The 20975-nt window shown below is 63.1% G+C and carries 19 protein-coding genes and 2 pseudogenes; 10 read left to right on the forward strand and 11 right to left on the reverse strand.

The window, feature by feature from the left end; genetic code table 11:
* The first annotated feature begins 1 nt into the window (after position 1).
* Positions 2-235: a hypothetical protein gene (locus AB7M33_RS13990; protein WP_454242992.1), complete on the forward strand. Its 234-nt coding sequence runs from the start codon at positions 2-4 to the stop codon at positions 233-235.
* Here the strand turns inward: AB7M33_RS13990 and AB7M33_RS13995 are convergent.
* The 6 genes and pseudogenes from AB7M33_RS13995 to AB7M33_RS14020 form a co-directional block, all read right to left on the reverse strand.
* Positions 141-1133: a lysylphosphatidylglycerol synthase transmembrane domain-containing protein gene (locus AB7M33_RS13995; RefSeq protein WP_027594079.1), complete on the reverse strand. Its 993-nt coding sequence runs from the start codon at positions 1131-1133 to the stop codon at positions 141-143. The two genes, AB7M33_RS13990 and AB7M33_RS13995, sit on opposite strands and share 95 nt — an antisense overlap.
* Positions 1130-1894, reverse strand: coding sequence for a DUF2334 domain-containing protein (locus AB7M33_RS14000; RefSeq protein WP_099430333.1), 765 nt, complete (start codon positions 1892-1894; stop codon positions 1130-1132). The genes AB7M33_RS13995 and AB7M33_RS14000 overlap by 4 nt, the downstream gene beginning before the upstream one ends.
* Positions 1887-3008, reverse strand: a complete 1122-nt coding sequence (locus AB7M33_RS14005; protein ID WP_099455203.1) for a glycosyltransferase family 4 protein — start codon at positions 3006-3008, stop codon at positions 1887-1889. Before AB7M33_RS14005 ends, AB7M33_RS14000 begins: the two co-directional genes overlap by 8 nt.
* Before the next feature lie 234 nt (positions 3009-3242).
* Positions 3243-4007: a methyl-accepting chemotaxis protein gene (locus AB7M33_RS14010; protein ID WP_371097681.1), complete on the reverse strand. Its 765-nt coding sequence runs from the start codon at positions 4005-4007 to the stop codon at positions 3243-3245.
* A 141-nt stretch (positions 4008-4148) separates the two neighbouring features.
* Positions 4149-4862 (reverse strand): annotated as a pseudogene (locus AB7M33_RS14015) (PDC sensor domain-containing protein); the annotation flags it as partial.
* Complete coding sequence (locus AB7M33_RS14020; protein ID WP_454242993.1) at positions 4768-5118, reverse strand: hypothetical protein; 351 nt, start codon at positions 5116-5118, stop codon at positions 4768-4770. The gene AB7M33_RS14020 and the pseudogene AB7M33_RS14015, both read right to left, overlap by 95 nt.
* A 167-nt stretch (positions 5119-5285) precedes the next feature.
* Here AB7M33_RS14020 and AB7M33_RS14025 point away from each other — a divergent pair, with 167 nt between their 5' ends.
* Positions 5286-6761, forward strand: a complete 1476-nt coding sequence (locus tag AB7M33_RS14025) for a helicase HerA-like domain-containing protein (RefSeq protein ID WP_454242994.1) — start codon at positions 5286-5288, stop codon at positions 6759-6761.
* 164 nt (positions 6762-6925) lie between these two features.
* On the opposite strand, the gene AB7M33_RS14030 is transcribed toward AB7M33_RS14025, so the two are convergent.
* Positions 6926-8398, reverse strand: coding sequence for an inorganic phosphate transporter (locus AB7M33_RS14030; RefSeq protein ID WP_027594084.1), 1473 nt, complete (start codon positions 8396-8398; stop codon positions 6926-6928).
* A gap of 313 nt (positions 8399-8711) precedes the next feature.
* Positions 8712-8912, reverse strand: coding sequence for a hypothetical protein (locus AB7M33_RS14035; protein ID WP_027594085.1), 201 nt, complete (start codon positions 8910-8912; stop codon positions 8712-8714).
* A gap of 533 nt (positions 8913-9445) precedes the next feature.
* Here AB7M33_RS14035 and pcaR point away from each other — a divergent pair.
* From pcaR to pcaC, 8 genes and pseudogenes are all read left to right on the forward strand, one after another.
* Complete coding sequence (gene pcaR / locus AB7M33_RS14040; RefSeq protein WP_050580745.1) at positions 9446-10321, forward strand: pca regulon transcriptional regulator PcaR; 876 nt, start codon at positions 9446-9448, stop codon at positions 10319-10321.
* A gap of 333 nt (positions 10322-10654) precedes the next feature.
* On the forward strand, positions 10655-12001 hold the full coding sequence (locus AB7M33_RS14045; RefSeq protein ID WP_099430330.1) for an MFS transporter: 1347 nt from the start codon (positions 10655-10657) through the stop codon (positions 11999-12001).
* A gap of 177 nt (positions 12002-12178) precedes the next feature.
* Positions 12179-12374: pseudogene (locus tag AB7M33_RS14050) on the forward strand (CoA-transferase subunit beta); the annotation flags it as partial.
* 2 nt (positions 12375-12376) lie between these two features.
* Complete coding sequence (gene pcaF / locus AB7M33_RS14055; protein ID WP_099430329.1) at positions 12377-13579, forward strand: 3-oxoadipyl-CoA thiolase; 1203 nt, start codon at positions 12377-12379, stop codon at positions 13577-13579.
* 186 nt (positions 13580-13765) lie between these two features.
* On the forward strand, positions 13766-15055 hold the full coding sequence (locus AB7M33_RS14060; protein ID WP_027594089.1) for an MFS family transporter: 1290 nt from the start codon (positions 13766-13768) through the stop codon (positions 15053-15055).
* Positions 15056-15064: 9 nt separating this feature from the next.
* Entirely contained in the window at positions 15065-16429 is a 1365-nt protein-coding gene (locus tag AB7M33_RS14065; RefSeq protein WP_454242995.1) for a 3-carboxy-cis,cis-muconate cycloisomerase, read from the forward strand.
* An 11-nt stretch (positions 16430-16440) separates the two neighbouring features.
* A complete protein-coding gene (gene pcaD / locus AB7M33_RS14070; protein ID WP_085273603.1) occupies positions 16441-17232 on the forward strand; it encodes a 3-oxoadipate enol-lactonase in 792 nt (263 codons plus the stop codon).
* Between the two features lie 10 nt (positions 17233-17242).
* Positions 17243-17638 carry a 4-carboxymuconolactone decarboxylase gene (gene pcaC, locus AB7M33_RS14075; protein WP_008097270.1) on the forward strand — a complete coding sequence of 132 codons (396 nt, stop codon included), beginning with the start codon at positions 17243-17245 and terminating at the stop codon, positions 17636-17638.
* A gap of 66 nt (positions 17639-17704) precedes the next feature.
* On the opposite strand, the gene AB7M33_RS14080 is transcribed toward pcaC, so the two are convergent.
* The 3 genes from AB7M33_RS14080 to AB7M33_RS14090 form a co-directional block, all read right to left on the reverse strand.
* Positions 17705-18229 carry an Mpo1 family 2-hydroxy fatty acid dioxygenase gene (locus tag AB7M33_RS14080; RefSeq protein WP_454242996.1) on the reverse strand — a complete coding sequence of 175 codons (525 nt, stop codon included), beginning with the start codon at positions 18227-18229 and terminating at the stop codon, positions 17705-17707.
* Positions 18230-18335: 106 nt separating this feature from the next.
* Positions 18336-19259, reverse strand: coding sequence for a LysR family transcriptional regulator (locus AB7M33_RS14085; protein WP_099455199.1), 924 nt, complete (start codon positions 19257-19259; stop codon positions 18336-18338).
* A gap of 214 nt (positions 19260-19473) precedes the next feature.
* The gene (locus AB7M33_RS14090) at positions 19474-20727 is read right to left on the reverse strand and encodes an OprD family porin (protein ID WP_454242997.1); all 1254 of its coding nucleotides are present in this window, start codon (positions 20725-20727) and stop codon (positions 19474-19476) included.
* Positions 20728-20975: the final 248 nt, after the last annotated feature.

A 20975-nucleotide genomic window follows, 5' to 3' on the forward strand; every position in this document is an offset into this window, starting at 1 on the left:
CATGCCAGATCCACGTGACAAAGCTGGCGCCTCACCACCGCCAACCCTCGGCGAGGGCTGCCTGGCCCGCTATGACCCCGAGGCCTTGAGTGACGCCGACGGCACCGACTTCCCCGGAGCAGCCGAACTCTGGCAGCAACTCAACCCGCCTGACGGCGCCAACGTTCCAGCAGCGGGCGTGCCAGCAAACAAGCGAACACCGGCCCACCCGCGAGCAGATAAAAGTAGTAAGTGACCGCGCGCCAGATAACGATCGCTGCGGCCGCTGTCGAACTGCCCACCAAGGGTGTGAGCAGGCTTGCCGAGGTCAATTCGGCGGCACCTGCGCCCCCCGGCAACAGGCTGAACTGGCCGGCGCTGAGCGAGAGCATCTGCACCAGGAAGCTGGGGATCCACGACAGCTCCACGCCCAACCCCTTCAGCACCAGGTACAGCACGCTGTAACGCAGGCCCCAATGCGCGCAGGTCAGGGTGAAGACCAGTGCCAGCGTGCGCTTGGGCAGGCGCCAGGTTTGTGCCAGGGCGTCGATGAAGTGCAGCAGCTTGCGCGCCCAGCGGCGTTTACGCCCCGCAGACATCCCCAGGCGCTGTAACAGGCGACCGTTCAAGCGCATCAGCCCGCGCCGGTAGCGCAGCAGCCCCAGTACTACGACCAATGCCGCACACAGCAACAGTGCGCTGCCCAGCAACATGCTTTGCTGGCTGTGCCCCAGGCGGTGGAACAACGCATAGCCGGCGATCGCCAGCATCGCGCAGAAGAAAAACAGCAAGTCGTTCAACTGGTCCATGGCGAATACCGCGCCGCTGCGCGCCGGACCAATGCGGTCGCGCGCCAGCAAGGCCATGAGGGTCAGCGGGCCGCCGCTGCCGCCAGGGGTGGTACAGATGGCGAACTCGGTGGCCATGACCACGCCGAGGCTGCGCAGGTAACGCAGCTGTGCGCCTTGCTGGCCGAGCAGCAGGCGCAGGCGAATGGCGTTGATCACCCAGCACAGCACGATCATACCCAGCAGCATCAGTAGCAGGCCGGGGTCGAAGCGTTGCAGCCTGGGCAGCAGTTCGCTGCCGCCCAGCAGCGTCGGTACCAACACCGCGCCCAGCAGGGCCAGGCCTAGCCAGCCCAGGCGATTCATGCGCTGGCCTGGCGGTCCAGCCAGGCAGACTTGGTCAACGGCTCGCGGCCCTCTGCCAGCAGCGCCTGCAGGGTGTGTAGCCAGTAGTCGCGTGATACGCGGTGGCGCATGTCCACCGGGTGCAGGCCGAGACGCAGGGTCTGCGCGCCACGCCAGCGTTGGCATTGCCAGTCGCAAAGCACCTTCGACACCCTTCGGCGCCAGGCGCTACGTGCGCTCCACACCAGGCCGGGGGCCTCGATGGCGGTGAACTCAGGCAGGCGGTACAGGTGCTGCGGTGTGCTGGTGTAGCGCAGCGGCAATTGGCGCAAGGCCTGGCGCGTGCCTTCGCTCATCAGCCAGGCGGGGGCGACGAAGCCGGCAACCGGCCAGGCTTGCCGCTCGAACACTGCCAGGCCTTGTTCCAGGCGTGCTAGCGCCTGACGTTGATCCAGCCCGTAGAATTCGCCTTCATGGGTATAGATGCGGCGCATGAAGAATGCGCCGGGGCTGCGCGGTGGCGCGCCGTCGTCGGCGTGGTAGTAGCCATGCAGCGCCAGCTCATCACCCAGTGCCAGGCGCCGGTCGAGTAGGCGGCAGAACGTGGGCGAGCGGTGCAGGGGGTTGCGGTGGTGAAAGTCTGGCACCACCAGCCAGGTCATGGGTACACCGCCAATCTTGTCGACGGCTTCGACGAAGGGTTGGTAGTCGGGCCAGGTCTCGGGCGCGATGTCGTGCAGCACCAGCATCAGGCTGCGTGCTGCGCTGCCGGTTTCAGCCATGGGCCCGCGCCCGCGGTTGGTGGCCGAGCACGGCCTGGTAATGCTGCAGCAGGCCGGCGACCACGTTGTCCCATGAGTAGTGTTGCTCGACATGGCGGCGGGCTTGGGTGCCGAGGGTACGCACACCCTCTTCGAACACCTGGCGCACCGCCTGCGCCATCGCCGCCCCGTCATTGGCCTGGCACAGCCGCCCGCATTGTTCGTTGACGATCTCGCCAAAGGCACCGGCACGCACCGCCACCACTGGCGTCGCGCTGGCCATGGCTTCGAGAATGACCAGGCCAAAGGTTTCCTGGTCGCCGGCATGCACCAGCAGGTCGGCACTGGCCATCAGCCTGGCGACCTCCTGCGGCGGGCAGAAGTGGTCGATCACGCTGACGTTCTGCGGCACATTCACAGGCATGTTGGAGCCCACCAGCAACAGGTGGTAGGGCCGCCCCAGGCGCTGCATGCAGTCGAGCAGAACCGGCAGGTTCTTTTCCCGCGAGCCACGGCCGGCGTAGATCAGCAGGCGGCTGGTGTCGGCAATCCCAAGTTCCGCGCGCAGGTGCGGGTCGCGGTGGTCGGGGTTGAAGGTGGCCAGGTCCACACCCAGGCGCTGCACATGCACATCGCGGATGCCCAGCCGGCGCAGTTTGTCGGCCATCACCTGGCTGGGGGCCAGCACCCGGTCGAAGTTGCCGTACAGTTTGCTGACGTAGGCTTCGACATTGGGCGTGAACCAATTGCCCATGCGGTTGCTGACCAGCAGCGGCAGGTCGGAATGGTAGAAGCCAATCACCGGCACATCGAGCTGGCGGCGTGCCTCCAGGGCAGCCCAAGCGGTCAGGTACGGGTCGCCGACTTCGATCAGGTCGGGTTTGAGGCTGCGCAGTACATTGCACCAAGGCGCCAGGCGCACCGGGAAGCGGTAGCCATTGCCAAAGGGCAGGGGAGGGGCCGGCACCTGGTAGATGCCATCGGTGTGTTGCGCGCTGGCGCCGGGGATCAACAAGCTGTGGCGCACGCCTTGGATGGCATCGAGGCGGCGGTGTTTGGCATCAAGATAGGTACGTACGCCACCACTGGCGGGGGCGTAGAACATGGTGATGTCGGCAATGTGCACGATCAGCATCCCTCCGGGATCGTCTTCGGGTCTGTCATCCGGCCGTAATGGGCCGGCGATGACGCGCCTAAAGGTTGACCTACCAGAAGGATAGTTTGTTCGATCGAGGTTGGGCTGGTTGCTGCGGGCTTGTAGGCGCAGCCTTTTGCTGCGAAGAGGTCGGCACGGACGCTACAGCTTTGTGGGCTGAGCTGGCCTCTTCGCAGCGCAGGGCTGCGCCTACAGGGGGCTATTGAACCGTCATTAGATGCGGAAGCTGCCCACCAGGTGTTTCAGGCGCGAAGCCTGTTGCTCCAGGTCCGAACACGCGCGCAGGGTGGCCTGCAGGTTTTCGACACCTTCCTGGTTGAGCATGTTGATCTCGTTGATGTCCATGTTGATCGCCTCGACCACGGCTGTCTGCTCTTCGGTGGCGGTGGCCACCGACTGGTTCATGCCGTCGATCTCGCCGATACGCACCGTCACGCTGTCCAGCCGCTCGCCGGCCTGGTTGGCGATCTGCACGCTGTCCTGGCTGTGGCGCTGGCTCTGGCCCATGGTGTCGACCGACTCGCGGGCACCGACCTGCAGCTCTTCGATCATGGTCTGCACCTGTTGTGCCGACTCTTGGGTGCGGTGTGCCAGGTTGCGCACCTCGTCGGCGACCACGGCAAAGCCACGCCCGGCTTCACCGGCGCGGGCGGCTTCGATCGCCGCGTTCAAGGCCAGCAGGTTGGTCTGCTGGGAGATGCTGGTGATGACTTCGAGAATCTGGCCAATGTTGACGGTCTTGCTGTTGAGCGTCTCGATGTGCGCACTGGAGGTGACGATCAAGTCGGACAGGCGGTTCATCGCGGCGATGTTGCGCTCGACCACCTGCTGGCCTTCTTCGGCCAGCAGCCGTGCGGAGCTGGCGTGTTGCGAGGCCTGGGCGGCATTGCCGGCGATTTCCTGTGCGGCGGCGCCCAGTTCGTTGATGGCGGCGGCGACGCTGTTGGTGCGGTTGGATTGCTCGTCCGAGTTGGTCATCGACGAGTTCGAGGCGCTGATCACGCGCAGGGCCACTTCATTGACCTGCTCGGTGGCCGAGGACACTTCGCGGATGGAACCGTGGATACGCTCGACGAAGCGGTTGAAGGCGCTGCCGAGCAGGCCGAATTCGTCGTGGTTATGGATGCGCAGACGCTTGGTCAGGTCGCCTTCGCCTTCGGCGATGTCTTCCATGGCGCGGGTCATGGTCAGCAACGGTTGCATCAGCACGCGAATCAGCAGGCCGAGCAGGCCGATGATGATGACCACCGCGACCAGCGTGGCGATCACCGCCGAGGTGCGGAAGGTGCTGAGCATGGAGAAGGCTTTGTCCTTGTCCACCGACAGGCCGATGTACCAGTTGGCCGAAGGCAGGCCTTTGATCGGGGTGAAGGTGAGCAGGCGGGTCTCGCCCTGGGCCTGGACTTCCGTCAGCTCACCGGACAGTTTCGGCGTGTGCTGAGGGAACAGGTCTGACAGCGATTTCATCACCAGGCTCTGGTCCGGGTGTACCAGGATTTTACCTTGGTCGTTGACCAGGAAGGCGTAGCCCATGCCGCCGAAGTTCAGCGAGTTGATGATCTGCACCAAGCCGTCGAGGGCCAGGTCGCCGCCGACCACGCCCACGCTGTTGGAGACCTTGCTGAGGATGCCGATGACCATCTTGTTGGTGGTCATGTCGATGTACGGCTCGGTCAGGGTCGCGCCAGAGGCGTTCATGCCGTCCTTGTACCAGGGGCGGGTACGCGGGTCATAACCCTCAGGCATCTTGGCGTCCGGGCGCACGCTGAAACCGCCATCGACCTTGCCCAGGTACACCGTGAGGAAGCTTGTGATCAGCGCATTCTGCCCCATCAGGGGTTTCAGCGTCGCTGGGGGCCTGGGCAATGTTCTGTGCCAGGTTCTCCACCAGCTTTATACGGCCTTCGAACAGGTTGCGGATATTGGTCGAAGTCGACTCGCCCATTTCAGTCAGATAATTCTCCAGATCCTCTCTGATGGCATTACGCTGGAGATAATCGTTATAGAGGGTGAACAGGCTGAAGGCGAGTATCACGATCAGTGAGGCTGCCAAGAGAATCTTGTGGCTGAAACGAAGGCTTTTGCTCATGGAGTAATCGGTTCCGCTAAGGTTTTATCGGGCGTTCGCACGAATACATCTGCAAGACAGTGCAACATCCCGGGAAGTCCTAGTTGGGTTGTTACTGTGTTCTAGGCGAATATCACCCCGAGGTATCGGCCGATACGCGGCAAAGCTTGAGAAGAGGATGAAAGAAGATGTCGGATTCTTCGCAAATAGTTGTAGGGGCGGGCCTTGATGGTCAGCCTGTCAATCAAGCCATGCGCCTCGCCAACCGTCACGGCCTGGTGGCCGGCGCCACGGGCACCGGCAAGACGGTCACCTTGCAGCACCTGGCCGAGGTGTTCAGTGATGCGGGCGTGGCAGTGTTCGCGGCCGATGTAAAAGGCGACCTGTGCGGCCTGGGTGCGGCGGGCGCACCGCAGGGCAAGGTGGCCGAACGCATTGCCGGCATGCCGTGGTTGGGGCATACGCCGCAGGCTTATCCGGTAAGTCTGTGGGATATCGCCGGGCAGTCCGGCCACCCCTTGCGCACGACCCTCAGCGAAATGGGGCCGCTGCTGCTGGGTAACCTGCTGGAACTGACCGACAGCCAGCAGGCAGCCTTGTATGCGGCATTCAAGGTGGCCGACCGTGAAGGCCTGCTGTTGCTCGACCTCAAGGACCTCAAGGCGCTGCTGGCGCACCTGAAGGACAACCCGCAGATGCTGGGTGAAGACAGCGCGCTGATGACCAGTGCCTCCACCCAGGCCTTGCTGCGTCGCCTGGCGACACTGGAGCAGCAAGGTGCCGAGGCGCTGTTCGGTGAGCCCGCGTTGCAACTCGAAGACTTGCTGCGGCCCGGCAGTGACGGCCGTGGGCGCATCCACCTGCTCGATGCCAGCCGGCTGGTGCATGAAGCGCCGAAGGTGTATGCAACCTTCCTGCTGTGGCTGTTGGCGGAGTTGTTCGAACAGTTGCCAGAGCGCGGCGATGCCGACAAGCCAGTACTGGCGCTGTTCTTCGATGAAGCGCACTTGCTGTTCAATGGCACACCCAAGGCGTTGCAGGACCGCCTGGAGCAGGTGGTTCGGCTGATTCGCTCCAAGGGCGTGGGGGTCTACTTCGTGACCCAGTCGCCAGGTGATCTACCCGATGCGGTGCTGGCCCAATTGGGTTTGCGCATCCAGCATGGTTTGCGTGCGTTTACCGCAAAAGAGCAGAAGTCGCTGCGGGCCGTGGCCGATGGTTTCCGCCCCAACCCCGCATTCGACAGCCTGGCGGTGCTGACCGAGCTGGGTATTGGTGAAGCGTTGGTCGGTACGCTGGAAGAGAAGGGCACCCCCGCCATGGTGCAGCGGGTGCTGATCGCGCCGCCGCAGTCGCGTATCGGGCCATTGAGTGCGGCTGAGCGCACTGCATTGATTACCTTGTCACCGCTGGCCGGGCGTTATGACAAGCCGGTGGACCGTGAATCGGCTTATGAAATGCTCACTCAGCGCAAAGGTGAGCCTGTCGAGCCAGCGCCAGTGCCGAAGGCCGATGAAGAGAGCTTTGCCGACAAAGCTGGCGATTTTTTGCAGAGTGCAGCGGGGCAGGCGATCAAGTCCGCCGTGCGGCAGGCGGCCAATCAGTTGGGGCGGCAATTGGTGCGCGGGCTGATGGGGTCGTTATTGGGGGGCAAGAAGCGCTAGCAGCGCCACGCACTGCAGGAGCAGCCTTGTGCTGCGAAGAGGCCGGTACAGCCCATGAAGCTGTAGTGCCTTTGCCGATGTATTCGCAGCGCAAGGCTGCTCCTACAGGGGCGCGGTAATATGAAAAAGGCGCCCGAAGGCGCCTTTTTCTACAGCGGTGTCGCTCAGCCGATTGCCTTGGACGCCAGCCAGAACAGGCCAGCTGCCAAGCCCATCGAGGCAGGCAGGGTCAGGATCCACGCCAGCAGGATGGTCTTCACGGTGCCGCCTTGCAGGCCGCTCTTGTTGGCGACCATGGTACCGGCCACGCCGGACGACAACACGTGGGTGGTCGATACCGGCAGGCTGAACACGTTGGCCATGCCGATGGCACAGGCCGCGGTGATCTGCGCCGACATGCCCTGGGCGTAGGTCATGCCCTGCTTGCCGATCTTCTCGCCAACGGTCAGAACCACGCGCTTCCAGCCGACCATGGTACCCAGGCCCAAGGCCAGGGCAACGGCCACGATCACCCAGAACGGTGCGTATTCGGTGGTGGCGGTGAGGTCTTTGCGCAGCTTCTCCAGGTCTGCCTTTTCACGGGCATCCAGGCCTGGCAGCTTGCCGACCTTTTTCGCCGTGTCATCCAGGCAGAGCAGGTAGCGGCGAACTTCCACGCGCTTCTCGGCATCCAGGGTGTGGTAGTCGGTCACGCCCTTGAGCGAGGCCTGCAGTGCGGCGATGGTCGGCTCGGTCTGCTGCGGGTTGCAGCTGAACTGCTCCGGCAGGTCGCTCGCCTTGGCCTTGCCCAATGCCAGGAACTCACCCAGGGTGGCGGCATTGCGCTCGTAGAACTGGCTCATGTGCAAGGTGGCGTCGCGGGTGCGTTCGATCTGATAGGTGGTGCTGTTCAGGTCGAGCACGAACTTGGCCGGTACGATACCGATCAGCACCAGCATGATCAGGCCAATGCCTTTCTGGCCATCGTTGGAGCCGTGCACGAAGCTTACGCCCATGGCCGAAATCACCAGTACCAGGCGGTTCCAGAACGGCGGGTGCTTCTTGTCGTCGAGCTTGCGGCGCTGTTCAGGCGTCTTGTGCATCTTCGACAGCGGGCGCCACCATTTAAGGCCGATCAGCACCAGCGCAGCGACCGCGAAGCCGGCCATGGGCGAGACCACCAGCGACATGGCGATGTCGATCGCCTTCTGCCAGTTGACGCCATCGCCCAGCGGGATGTCGTTGATCAGGGCGTTGGCCAGGCCAACACCGAGGATCGAGCCGATCAGCGTGTGCGAGCTGGAAGCCGGGATACCGAAGTACCAGGTGCCCAGGTTCCAGGTGATGGCCGCAGCCAACAGCGAGAAGACCATGGCCAGGCCGTGTCCGGTGTTCACATTGATCAGCAGCTCTACCGGCAGCAGGTGAACGATGGCATAGGCCACCCCGACACCACCGAGCAGAACGCCGAGGAAGTTGAACACGCCGGAGAAGAACACGGCGAGGTGCGGCGGCATGGCTTTGGTATAGATGACGGTAGCTACCGCGTTGGCGGTGTCATGAAAGCCATTGATGAACTCGAAGGCGAGTACGAAGGTCAAGGCGAGCAGGAGGCTCACCAACACCCAGGCATCCAGTCCGCTGAATAAATCGATCATGAAGGTTGTCTGGCGGTCTTAGGGGGGCGGGATTATGCCAGAAAATATTGGCAATCGATGCACCTGCTACAGACCAATAGCACGCACTGTGACGCAGCCTCCACGTGCTTGCCAACGCTTGCATGAACAGTAGCGTCCGCAAAAAAGCGTGAAATATTCAAAAAATCGGCAAATGTCTGGGAAATAGTCGACGCTTGACTGATTCAAACGGCCGTATGAAATTTGTGTAATTCCATTTCATCATCGACCTCTGGGTAAAGATCGACCGCGCCCGGGCAGGCCGGGCGACGACGCGGAAGGCGGAACGTTGCGCTTACGGCTTGTCGCTGCGCAGTTCCTTTTCCATTTTTTCCAGTTCCTGGTTGAACGCCTGGTCACGCACGCTGGCGCGCTTGCGCCACGGTTTGCGTTCGGGGTCCGGTTGAGCGGCGTAAGTGGTCACTTCACCACCGTAAACATCCTTGTAACGTTCAGCCTGGCGCTCGAGTTCTGCGCGCAGTTCATCTTTCGTCACAGTAGTACCTGAGTAAGTTGAATTAAGACTGTTGTTTTAGCTGTACAGCATGCCCCTGCGCATACAAAGGATGCCACAGGGAAAGCAGAGGGGGTGCCATACAGGACCTGCACATGCGTGGGTTGCCCGTAAGTGCTGGAGACAGCGGTGTGTTCCATTACCACAGCAACAAGGCGTACAACCCAATCGATTATAGCAACCGATAATTCTTCGAACAGGGATATTTACCAAAGCCTGACATGCCCGTCGAAGTAGTTGGGATCAATGGGTAACGCGTCACACCGTGCGTATAACTTTGAAAGGCGCGAGCGGTAAAAGTTCGTCGGCCAGCCGTGGCGAACGCAGAAAGTAAAACGGCCTCGCACAAGGCGAGGCCGTTGCCTGGGACTTCTACGGTGGGTACCTGACCAGTCTCTCCAAAGAAGCCACAAAGTGGCATGAGAAAGGTATAAGCAAAAGTGTCAGCGGTCAATTGCGATTATCGGCCGTTCGTTCGATAATCGCACGAACCAGCGTTTTTTTTGAGGTGAGCGATGAGCGACGAAACAGCGGCCAACGAATCTGCCAACCCAGAGTCGGCACGCCCTGCCGCACCCGCCCTGGCGCCGCCGATCGTGGCATCGCCGGCCAAGCGTATTCAGGCGTTTACTGGCGACCCGGATTTCATGACCTCCCTCGCGCGTGGGCTGGCGGTTATCCAGGCGTTTCAGGAGCGCAAGCGCCACCTGACCATCGCCCAGATCAGCCACCGCACCGAAATCCCTCGCGCAGCCGTGCGCCGTTGCCTGCATACCTTGATCAAGCTGGGCTATGCGACGACTGACGGGCGCACGTATTCGCTGTTGCCCAAGGTGCTGACCCTGGGCCATGCCTACCTGTCGTCGACGCCGTTGGCGATTTCTGCGCAGCCGTACCTGGACCGCATCAGTGACCAACTGCACGAGGCGGCCAACATGGCCACCCTCGAAGGTGACGACATCCTTTATATAGCCCGATCGGCGACCGTGGAGCGGTTGATCTCGGTCGACCTGTCGGTAGGCGGGCGCTTGCCGGCCTACTGCACGTCGATGGGGCGCATTCTGCTGGCGGCGATGGACGACACCAGCCTGCGCGAGTACCTCGACCGGGCTGACCTCAAGCCGCGTACCAGCCGCACCTTGCACGATGCCGAATCGTTGTTTGCCTGCATTCAGCAGGTGCGAGCCCAGGGCTGGTGCGTGGTGGACCAGGAACTGGAGCAAGGGCTGCGTTCTATCGCCGTGCCGATTTATGACGCTTCGGGGCAGGTGCTGGCTGCCTTGAACGTCAGCACCCACGTCGGGCGTGTGACGCGCAGCGAACTGGAGCAGCGCTTCTTGCCGATCCTGCTGGCGGCCAGTCGGGACCTTTGCCATCAATTGTTCGGGTGATGCCACGCAAGGCAGGGCCGCTGAGCGCCCTTCCTGCCCCATTATCGAGCACGGACGCCTTTCCTGTTCGATAAACGCACAATGTCGTGCTCAGTGAATTGCGTCGTCCCGGTAGGCTGATTAATGTCTCTCGCAACGGTCGGCTTTGCCGACCGAACAAGAAAAACATGTGAGGCACATACCATGACTACTGTCCCATCGCTGCCGCGGCCGCACCCGCTCGCAGCACTGTTGTATCCAGGCTGACGCAGCCCGCCATCCTCCTATTATCAACCCCTGTACTTGCGCGCTGAGTGCAGTGGCATGGCCGTGCCCTAATTCTGGATAACAACAATGAACCAACCGCAAACCAACGTCGGCAAATGCCTCGACGTCCAGTCGTTCATCAACGACCAGCCGCTGTCCCGCTATCAATGGCGCGTCGTGCTGCTGTGTTTTCTGATCGTTTTCCTCGATGGCCTGGACACTGCCGCCATGGGCTTCATCGCCCCGGCCTTGTCGCAGGAGTGGGGCATCGACCGCGCCAGCCTCGGCCCGGTCATGAGTGCCGCGTTGATCGGCATGGTGTTCGGCGCACTGGGCTCGGGCCCGCTGGCCGACCGTTTCGGGCGTAAAGGCGTGCTGGTGGCTGCCGTGCTGGTGTTCGGCGGCTTCAGCCTGGCCTCGGCCTACGCGACCAATGTCGACCAGTTGCTGGTCCTGCGCTTCCTCACCGGGCTTGGCCTGGGTGCGGGTATGCCGAATGCGACGACGCTGCTGTCCGAGTACACCCCTGAGCGGCTCAAATCGCTGCTGGTGACCAGCATGTTCTGCGGCTTCAACCTGGGCATGGCGGGCGGTGGGTTTATCTCCGCGAAGATGATCCCGGCGTATGGCTGGCATAGCCTGCTGGTGATCGGTGGCGTGCTGCCGCTGTTGCTGGCGGTGGTGCTGCTGGTCTGGTTGCCGGAGTCGGCACGCTTCCTGGTAGTGCGTAATCGCGGTACGGATAAAGTCCGCAAAACCCTGGCGCCGATTGCGCCGCAGGTAGTGGCCCAGGCGGCCAGCTTCAGCGTGCCGGAGCAAAAGGCGGTGGCGGCGCGCAACGTATTCGCGGTCATCTTCTCGGGCACCTACGGCCTGGGCACGATGTTGCTGTGGCTGACTTACTTCATGGGCTTGGTGATTGTCTATCTGTTGACCAGCTGGCTGCCGACCCTGATGCGTGACAGCGGGGCCAGCATGGAGCAGGCGGCGTTCATTGGCGCACTGTTCCAGTTTGGCGGCGTGCTGAGCGCAGTCGGGGTGGGCTGGGCCATGGATCGCTTCAACCCGCACAAGGTCATCGGCATTTTCTACCTGCTGGCCGGGGTGTTTGCCTACGCGGTGGGGCAGAGCCTGGGCAACATCACCCTGCTCGCCACTCTGGTACTGGTCGCTGGTATGTGCGTCAACGGGGCGCAGTCGGCCATGCCGTCGCTGGCTGCCCGCTTCTACCCAACCCAAGGGCGTGCCACGGGCGTTTCGTGGATGCTGGGCATTGGCCGCTTTGGCGCGATTCTCGGCGCCTGGAGTGGTGCGACGCTGCTGGGCCTGGGCTGGAATTTCGAACAGGTGCTGACAGCGCTGCTGGTGCCGGCGGCATTGGCGACGGTGGGTGTGGTCGTGAAAGGGCTGGTCAGCCACGCGGACGCGACCTGAGTGCCGAAGGGGGCCGCTTTGCGGCCCATTCGCAGCACAAGGCTGCTCCTACAGTAGAAATACATAAATGGTTCGATAATCGCACATAAGGTCGATTATCGGATTGTAAGGGACCTACCAGTCTCCTTAATCTGAACGCACTGATGAACCCTGACCGGGAGTCTCCAAAGCGAGCCGGCACCCCATGAATTCGCTGTCGCTGCGGTTCATTCGGGGGCCAATCCGCGAGCAGATCGTTGCGGCCATCCGCTGGGCGATCCGCTTTGCCGGCGACGTGCAGACCACCACCGAATCCACCCGAATCGAGATGTCCGCCTTACGCGACCTCGAAGCCCATACCGCCGCGGCCCATGGCCAGATGGCAGGAGAAGCCAAATGCGCGACGTATTCATCTGTGACGCCATCCGCACCCCGATCGGCCGCTTCGGCGGCGCCCTGGCCGGCGTGCGCGCCGATGACCTGGCGGCAGTGCCGCTGAAGGCGCTGATCGAGCGTAACCCTTCGGTGCAGTGGGATCAGGTCGACGAAGTGTTCTTCGGCTGTGCCAACCAGGCCGGTGAAGACAACCGCAACGTGGCGCGCATGGCGCTGCTGCTGGCGGGCCTGCCTGAGAGCATTCCTGGCGTGACCCTGAACCGCCTGTGCGCATCGGGCATGGATGCCATCGGCACGGCGTTCCGCGCGATCGCCAGTGGCGAAATGGAATTGGCCATCGCCGGTGGCGTCGAGTCGATGTCGCGTGCACCCTTCGTGATGGGCAAGGCCGAAAGCGGCTACTCGCGCAACATGAAGCTTGAAGACACCACCATCGGCTGGCGTTTCATCAACCCGCTGATGAAGAGCCAGTACGGCGTCGATTCGATGCCGGAAACCGCTGATAACGTCGCTGACGATTACCAGGTGTCCCGCGCCGACCAGGATGCATTCGCCCTGCGCAGCCAGCAAAAGGCCGCCGCGGCCCAGGCAGCCGGCTTCTTCGCAGAAGAGATCGTGCCAGTGCGCATTGCCCACAAGAAGGGCGAAACTATCGTCGAGCGTGATGAACACCTGCGCCCGGAAACCACCCTGGAAGCATTGACCAAGCTCAAGCCGGTCAATGGCCCGGACAAGACGGTCACCGCAGGCAACGCTTCGGGTGTCAACGACGGTGCCGCGGCACTGATCCTGGCCTCGGCGGAAGCGGTGAAGAAACACGGCCTGACCCCACGTGCCCGGGTACTGGGCATGGCCAGCGGCGGCGTGGCTCCTCGGGTCATGGGCATTGGCCCGGTGCCTGCCGTGCGCAAGCTGACCGAGCGCCTGGGTGTGGCGATGAGCGACTTCGACGTGATCGAGCTGAACGAAGCGTTCGCCAGCCAAGGCCTGGCCGTGCTGCGTGAGCTGGGTGTGGCCGATGATGCGCCGCAGGTGAACCCCAATGGTGGCGCGATTGCCCTGGGCCACCCGCTGGGCATGAGTGGCGCGCGCCTGGTGCTGACAGCGTTGCATCAGTTGGAGAAGAGTGGCGGGCGTAAAGGCCTGGCGACCATGTGTGTGGGGGTAGGCCAAGGTTTGGCGTTGGCTATCGAGCGGGTTTGATCAGGCTCGGCCTCTTCGCGGGTAAACCCGCTCCCACAGGGATCCACGCAATCCTCTGTGGGAGCGGGTTTACCCGCGAAGAGGCCGGATCTATGAGACACAAGGCTAATGGCCAGCCGCGCAGCGGAACGAGTGTGTTACTAGGTATGTCTAGACTTACCTAGGACCCTCCAGGAGTAAAACCTCATGACCTCAACCTATTACACCGGCGAAGAACGCAGCAAGCGTATCTTCGCGATCGTCGGTGCCTCTTCAGGCAACCTGGTGGAATGGTTCGACTTCTACGTCTACGCCTTCTGCGCGATCTACTTCGCCCCGGCCTTCTTCCCCTCCGACGACCCCACTGTGCAGTTGCTCAACACCGCCGGTGTGTTCGCAGCGGGCTTCCTGATGCGCCCCATTGGTGGCTGGATCTTTGGCCGCCTGGCCGACCGCCATGGCCGCAAGAATTCCCTGATGATCTCGGTGCTGATGATGTGCGCCGGGTCCTTGATGATTGCCTGCCTGCCGACCTACGGCAGCATTGGTACCTGGGCGCCGGCGCTGCTATTGCTCGCCCGCTTGATCCAAGGCCTGTCGGTAGGTGGCGAGTACGGCACCACGGCGACCTACATGAGTGAAGTGGCATTGCGCGGCCAGCGCGGTTTCTTCGCCTCGTTCCAATACGTGACCCTGATCGGCGGCCAGTTACTGGCGGTGCTGGTGGTGGTCATCCTGCAGCAGTTGCTGACCGAGGACGAACTGCGTGCCTGGGGCTGGCGTATTCCGTTCGTGGTCGGTGCCGTGGCCGCGCTGATCTCGCTGATGCTGCGTCGCTCGCTGCACGAAACCAGCAACGCCGAAACCCGCAATGACAAAGACGCCGGCTCGATCAGCGGCTTGTTCCGCAATCACGCTGCGGCGTTCATCACCGTGCTGGGGTACACCGCCGGCGGTTCGCTGATTTTCTACACCTTCACCACCTACATGCAGAAGTACCTGGTCAACACGGCCGGGATGAACGCCAAGAGCGCCAGCTATGTGATGACGGGGGCGCTGTTCCTGTTCATGATCCTGCAGCCGTTCTTCGGCATGCTGTCCGACCGTATCGGCCGGCGTAACTCGATGCTGCTGTTCGGCGCCTTGGGCACGCTGTTCACCGTGCCCCTGTTGATGGCGCTGAAGACCGTGACCAGCCCGTTCCTGGCGTTCGTGCTGATCAGCCTGGCCTTGTGTATCGTCAGTTTCTACACCTCGATCAGCGGCCTGGTAAAAGCGGAGATGTTCCCGCCGCAGGTGCGCGCACTGGGTGTGGGCCTTGCGTATGCGGTGGCCAACGCCATGTTCGGCGGGTCGGCTGAATACGTGGCCTTGGGCCTGAAGACCCTGGGCATGGAAAACACCTTCTACTGGTACGTGACGGCCATGATGGCGGTGGCCTTCTTGTTCAGCCTGCGCCTGCCGAAGCAGGCGGCGTACCTGCACCATGACGATTAAGGACCTGCAATGACGTACCGTGCGGACAACCAGCTGTTCGATGCCTACTTCACCGCGCCGGCCATGCGCGAGATTTTCTCCGACCGTGGCCGCCTGCAGGGCATGCTCGATTTCGAAGCCGCCCTGGCCCGCGCCGAAGCGGCCGCCGGGCTGGTGCCGCACAGTGCGGTGGCGGCCATCGAGGCGGCCTGCAAGGCAGAGCGTTACGACGCTGGCGCCCTGGCCGATGCCATTGCCAGTGCCGGCAACTCGGCGATCCCGTTGGTGAAGGCGCTGGGCAAAGTGATCGCCAGCGGCGTGCCCGAGGCCGAGCGCTACGTGCACCTGGGCGCCACCAGCCAGGACGCCATGGACACCGGGCTGGTGCTGCAACTGCGCGATGCCCTCGACCTGATCGAGGCAGACCTCGCTCAACTGGCCGATACCCTGGCGCGCCAGGCCTTGCACCATGCCGACACCCCGATGGTGGGGCGTACCTGGCTGCAACACGCCACGCCGGTCACCTTGGGCATGAAGCTGGCCGGTGTGCTGGGCGCGCTGACCCGTCATCGCCAGCGGCTTCAGGAGCTGCGCCCGCGCCTGCTGTGCCTGCAGTTCGGTGGTGCGTCCGGCAGCCTGGCTGCGTTGGGCAGCAAAGCCATGCCGGTGGCCGAGGGCCTGGCCGAGCAGCTCAAGCTGCACTTGCCCGAGCAACCCTGGCACACCCAGCGCGACCGGCTGGTGGAGTTTGCCTCGGTGCTGGGCCTGATCGCCGGTAGCCTCGGCAAGTTTGGCCGCGATGTCAGCCTGCTGATGCAGACCGAGGCGGGGGAGGTGTTCGAGCCTTCCGCGCCAGGCAAGGGTGGTTCGTCGACCATGCCGCACAAACGCAACCCGGTGGGTGCCGCCGTGCTGATCGGTGCCGCTACCCGCGTGCCGGGCCTGTTGTCGACCTTGTTCGCCGCCATGCCTCAAGAACATGAACGCAGCCTTGGCCTGTGGCATGCCGAGTGGGAAACCCTGCCGGATATCTGCTGCCTGGTTTCCGGCGCCCTGCGCCAGGCCCAGGTGATTGCCGAAGGCATGCAGGTCGATGCCGAACGTATGCGCCGCAACCTCGACCTGACCCAGGGGCTGGTGCTGGCCGAGGCGGTCAGCATCGTCCTGGCCCAGCGCTTGGGCCGTGATCGCGCCCACCATTTGCTCGAACAGTGCTGCCAGCGCGCCGTCGCCGAACAGCGCCACCTGCGTACCGTGCTGGGTGACGAGCCGCAGGTCAGTGCCGAATTGTCGGCAGAAGAACTCGATCGCTTGCTCGACCCTGCCCATTACCTTGGCCAGGCCCGCGTCTGGGTGGCGCGCGCCGTGGCTGAACATCAACGTTTCACTGCCTGAAGGAGACTGCTGTGGCGCATTTGCAACTGGCCGATGGCGTACTGAACTATCAAATCGATGGCCCGGCGGATGCTCCGGTGCTGGTCTTGTCCAACTCCCTCGGCACCGACCTTGGCATGTGGGACACGCAGATCCCCGTGTGGAGCGAGCACTTCCGTGTGCTGCGCTATGACACCCGCGGCCACGGCGATTCGCTGGTGACCGCCGGCCCGTACAGCATCGAGCAACTGGGCCGCGACGTCGTGGCCTTGCTCGACGCCCTGGACATCAACAAGGCGCACTTCGTCGGCCTGTCGATGGGCGGCCTGATCGGCCAATGGCTGGGCATCAACGCGGGCGAGCGCCTGGCCAGCCTGACCCTGTGCAACACCGCCGCCAAAATTGGCAGCGATGAGGTCTGGAACCCGCGTATCGACACCGTGCTCAAAGGCGGCCAACAGGCCATGGTCGCGCTGCGCGACGCGTCCATCGCCCGCTGGTTCACCCCAGCCTTCGCCCAGGCGCAGCCCGAACAGGCCCAGCGTATCTGCCAGATGCTCGCGCAGACCCAGCCTGAGGGCTATGCGGCCAACTGCGCTGCGGTACGCGACGCCGACTACCGCGAGCAGGTGCAGCGTATCCAAGTGCCGACGCTGATCGTTGCCGGTACTGAAGACGTGGTGACCACGCCGGAACATGGCCGCTTCATGCAGGCGGCTATCAAGGGGGCCGAGTATGTCGATTTCCCGGCGGCGCACCTGTCCAACGTCGAAATTGGCGAGCGCTTCAGCCGCCGTGTACTCGACTTCCTGCTGGCCCACTGAGGACAACGCCATGGATGAGAAACAACGCTACGACGCGGGCATGCAAGTGCGCCGCGCGGTGCTGGGCGATGCCCACGTGGACCGCAGCCTGGAGAAGCTCAACGACTTCAATGGCGAGTTCCAGGAAATGATCACTCGCCATGCCTGGGGTGATATCTGGACCCGCCCCGGCCTGCCGCGCCATACCCGCAGCCTGATCACCATCGCCATGCTGATTGGCATGAACCGCAACGACGAGCTCAAGCTGCACCTGCGCGCCGCTGCCAACAATGGCGTGACCCGTGACGAGATCAAGGAAGTGCTGATGCAGAGCGCGATCTATTGCGGTATTCCGGCAGCCAATGCCACCTTCCACCTGGCGGAGTCGGTGTGGGATGAGCTGGGGGTTGAGTCGCGCCAGCCGTGACCTTCGCTGTTTTCACTGGCCCTATCGCCGGCTTGCCGTCGATGGGGCCAGTGGCGGCAACTGTTGTCACACCGCCGCGTTTTTCTGCCTGATGGCGACCGGCCCGGCGTTGGCTTCCACGGCCCGCTTCAGCGCCGGGCACAACCCCAGCATGAATGCAGCTTCGGCCACCACGAACAGCGGCCCGATGATCAGCCCGCTGATGTCGTCGACGAACGCCGGCTTGCGGCCCTCGTAGTAGTGGCCGACGAACTGGATGATCCAGCCCAGCACAAATGCCCCCAGCCCAGCCCCCAGCCACAGCCCGGTGCTTTGCACTGCCAGTACCTGGCCAAGCCACAGGCACAGCCCCAGCAGCAGGCCCATGACCAGCCCGAAGCGCAGGTCCAGGCGCAGGTAGAACCACACCGAGGCGGCGGCCGCCAGCAGGGCAGGTGACAGCCAGATGCCTGCAATGTCCCAGCCTGGGCGCGACAGCAGGATGGTCACGGCCAGCACGATCAGTGGAATGCCGACGAAATGGGTGGCGATGTTGCGCGGGTCGCGGTGGTAATGGGCGTACTGGCTCAGGTGCTCTTCAAGGTTTTTCATTGTTGTGCCTCCCTGGTTTGCCTGATCGGGTTTACTGCCTGTGCCGGCCTCTTCGCGGGCAACCTATATTGCTCAGGATAGCCTGCAGCCCACCAGCATCATCACTTCAGCGAATGGCAGCACTCCGCAGGGGCGCATCCAGCCCCACCAGCGTCTCGATCATCGCCCGCGCCGCCGGCGACAATCGGTAGCCGCTGCGGCTGACCACGCCGCAGCGCACGCTGAGCACCTCCAGTGCGGGCGGCAGGTTGCGCCAGTGCAGGCGCACCAGGCGGCCGGCCGCCAGGTCTTCGGCAACGGCTTCTTCGCTGGCAGTACCGATTGCATTACTGGCCTGCACGACACTGCGCAGCACCGCCAGGTGCTCGGTCTGCAGGTGCGGGGTGAAGTCGCTGCGCCCGCTCAGGTTGGCCAGGCGCTTGCGCACACCAGGCGCTAGCAGGGCGCTGGCCAGCGGGTAGGTGAACAGGTCGTTGGTCGACAAGCTGTCCTTGGCCAGCAGCGGGTGGCCGGGGCGGCAGAAGAACAGGCCGGGGCGTGGCGAAAGCGGCTCGGTATGGAAGTTGGGATCGGCCTCGAACGGGCGGATGTCGTCGACGAAGAATTCGATCTGCTCACGGCGCAGTGCCTGGCCGAGGCGCTCGGCATTGTCCACCAGCAGCGAGGTACGAATACCCGGGTGGCTGTCGATGAAGTGGCGCAAGGCATCGGGGACCAGGCGAACAGCCAAGGCCGGACCGCTGCCGAAGTGCAACTCGCCAGCGTCGAGCTTGGTCATCTGTAGCACTTCGTTGCTCAACTGCGCGGCACCTTGCACGAGGCGGCGTGCGTGCTGCAGCACCACCAAGCCTTCGGGGGTGGGTGGCAGTGCCTTGCTGGCGCGGTCTACCAGGGCGCAGCCGAATGTCTGCTCCAGGCCCTGGATGGCCCGGCTGAATGCAGGCTGGGTGATACCCATGGCTTCAGCGGCGCGGACAAAACTGCGGTATTCGTTGAGGGCGATGAAGTAGCGCAGTTGACGGAGGTCCATGTCGCGGCTCTGGGGCGGGGATCAGGGCTCGATTTAAGCTGTTACAGCTTATGTCGTCAACGAAGGTTTTTTTAGGTTGTTATGCGATAAAGTTATTTATGCATCAACTCATCCGGCCTCTTCGCGGGTAAACCCGCTCCCACAGGGACCGCGTGGTTCTTCAAACCGGCGCGGACCTGTGGGAGCGGGTTTACCCGCGAAGAGGCCTGTGAAATTACAGCAGGTTCAACGGGTAGCTCACGATCAAGCGGTTCTCATCGAACGCGTTGGTGCTGAAGTCCCGGCGCATGGTCGAGTTGCGCCACTTCAACGAAAGGTCCTTGAAACTGCCCGACTGCACCACATAAGCCAGTTCCGTTTCCCGCGCCCACTCCTTGCCGTCGTCAACGCCACCTGCAGTCACGTTGTCACCCTTGATATAGCGGTTCATCAGGGTCAGCCCCGGTACCCCGACAGTGGCGAAGTTGAAGTCATGGCGCACCTGCCAGGAGCGTTCCTTAGCGTTGTCGAAGCTTGAGTTGTAGCTGTCGTTGGCCAAGGTGCCGCCGCTGGTGCCGTTGACGCGCATCCAGGCGTCATCGCCGCTGACCTTCTGCAGGCCGACGTAGAAGGTATGGCCCTGGTAGCGAGCCGAGAGCAGCGCCGAGGCGGTGCGGTTGTCCAGGTCGCCGGCGTGCTCGGCACCGTCTTCCTTGCCGGTGAAGTAACCGAGGTTGGCGCCCAGGGTCCAGTCGCCCAGTGGCTGGCTGTGGACCAGGTTGAGGTACTGCTGGCGGTAGATGTCCTTGAGCTGGGCATCCCACAGGGCAATCGTCGTGCGCTTGTCGTTGAAGGTGTATTCACCGCCGCCGAAGTTGAAGCGGTCGGATGTGAAAGCACCGCGGCCATTGAGCGACATGTCTTCCATGCTGGCGTCGTTGCGCGGGCTGTTGGCACGGAACTGGCCGGCGTACAAGGTCAGGCCGTCGATCTCCTTGGAGGTCAGCTGGCCGCCGCGGAAGGTTTGTGGCAGCGAGCGACCATCGTCGGAGCGCAGGATCGGCAGCACCGGCATCCATTCGCCGACCTTCAACTCGGTCTGCGAGAGTTTGGCTTTCAAGGCCACGCCCAGGCGGCCGAAATCATCGGCGGGGCGGCCATCGTCGTGCACCGGCAGCAGGTGCGTGTTGGTGGTGCCTTTACCGCCATCGAGCTTGACCGAGTACAGGCCCAGTACGTCCATGCCGAAACCGACGGTGCCTTGGGTAAAGCCGGAGCGGGCGTCGAGGATGAAGCTTTGGGTCCACTCTTCGGCCTTGGCCTGCGGGTGAGCCGGGTCGACGAAATTGCGGTTGATGTAGAAGTTGCGCAGGTTGAGGGTGGCCTTGCCGTCCTCGATGAAACCACCGTCGGCGGCGAACACGGGGAGGGTGCAGGACATGGCCAACAGGCCTGGCAGCAGCTGGCGTGCGGGGTACGAAATGCTCATCTGTCGTGGATCTCTTGTTTTTATTGGCGAGCCGTTGCATTGCAGGATGCGGCCTGCAAGCACGGGTCTTTTGATGAACGTGGGCAACGTTGCGTGAGCGGATGGTGCGGGGTAGGGAAGGGGCGAGGCAATTCGTCGCAGACGGTATGGGGCGATTATCGAACGGAATGTTCCAGTTGGTTAATTGTTTTCATGTGCCGGCCTCTTCGCGGGCAAGCTCGCTCCCACAGGGCTGTGTCAAGCCTGAG

Source organism: Pseudomonas sp. Y3 TE3536 (assembly GCF_053629175.1).

Excerpts from the sequence above, each read along its gene's own strand:
- AB7M33_RS14065 (WP_454242995.1), top strand. The coding sequence starts at position 15,065 with ATGACGTACCGTGCGGACAACCAGCTGTTCGATGCCTACTTCACCGCG.
- pcaC (WP_008097270.1), top strand. The coding sequence starts at position 17,243 with ATGGATGAGAAACAACGCTACGACGCGGGCATGCAAGTGCGCCGCGCG.
- AB7M33_RS14090 (WP_454242997.1), bottom strand. The coding sequence starts at position 20,727 with ATGAGCATTTCGTACCCCGCACGCCAGCTGCTGCCAGGCCTGTTGGCC.
- AB7M33_RS14005 (WP_099455203.1), bottom strand. The coding sequence starts at position 3,008 with ATGCTGATCGTGCACATTGCCGACATCACCATGTTCTACGCCCCCGCC.
- AB7M33_RS14060 (WP_027594089.1), top strand. The coding sequence starts at position 13,766 with ATGACCTCAACCTATTACACCGGCGAAGAACGCAGCAAGCGTATCTTC.
- AB7M33_RS14025 (WP_454242994.1), top strand. The coding sequence starts at position 5,286 with ATGTCGGATTCTTCGCAAATAGTTGTAGGGGCGGGCCTTGATGGTCAG.
- AB7M33_RS14045 (WP_099430330.1), top strand. The coding sequence starts at position 10,655 with ATGAACCAACCGCAAACCAACGTCGGCAAATGCCTCGACGTCCAGTCG.
- AB7M33_RS14010 (WP_371097681.1), bottom strand. The coding sequence starts at position 4,007 with ATGACCAACTCGGACGAGCAATCCAACCGCACCAACAGCGTCGCCGCC.
- AB7M33_RS14085 (WP_099455199.1), bottom strand. The coding sequence starts at position 19,259 with ATGGACCTCCGTCAACTGCGCTACTTCATCGCCCTCAACGAATACCGC.
- AB7M33_RS14030 (WP_027594084.1), bottom strand. The coding sequence starts at position 8,398 with ATGATCGATTTATTCAGCGGACTGGATGCCTGGGTGTTGGTGAGCCTC.
- AB7M33_RS14000 (WP_099430333.1), bottom strand. The coding sequence starts at position 1,894 with ATGGCTGAAACCGGCAGCGCAGCACGCAGCCTGATGCTGGTGCTGCAC.
- pcaR (WP_050580745.1), top strand. The coding sequence starts at position 9,446 with ATGAGCGACGAAACAGCGGCCAACGAATCTGCCAACCCAGAGTCGGCA.
- AB7M33_RS13990 (WP_454242992.1), top strand. The coding sequence starts at position 2 with ATGCCAGATCCACGTGACAAAGCTGGCGCCTCACCACCGCCAACCCTC.
- AB7M33_RS14080 (WP_454242996.1), bottom strand. The coding sequence starts at position 18,229 with ATGAAAAACCTTGAAGAGCACCTGAGCCAGTACGCCCATTACCACCGC.
- pcaF (WP_099430329.1), top strand. The coding sequence starts at position 12,377 with ATGCGCGACGTATTCATCTGTGACGCCATCCGCACCCCGATCGGCCGC.
- AB7M33_RS14020 (WP_454242993.1), bottom strand. The coding sequence starts at position 5,118 with ATGAGCAAAAGCCTTCGTTTCAGCCACAAGATTCTCTTGGCAGCCTCA.
- AB7M33_RS13995 (WP_027594079.1), bottom strand. The coding sequence starts at position 1,133 with ATGAATCGCCTGGGCTGGCTAGGCCTGGCCCTGCTGGGCGCGGTGTTG.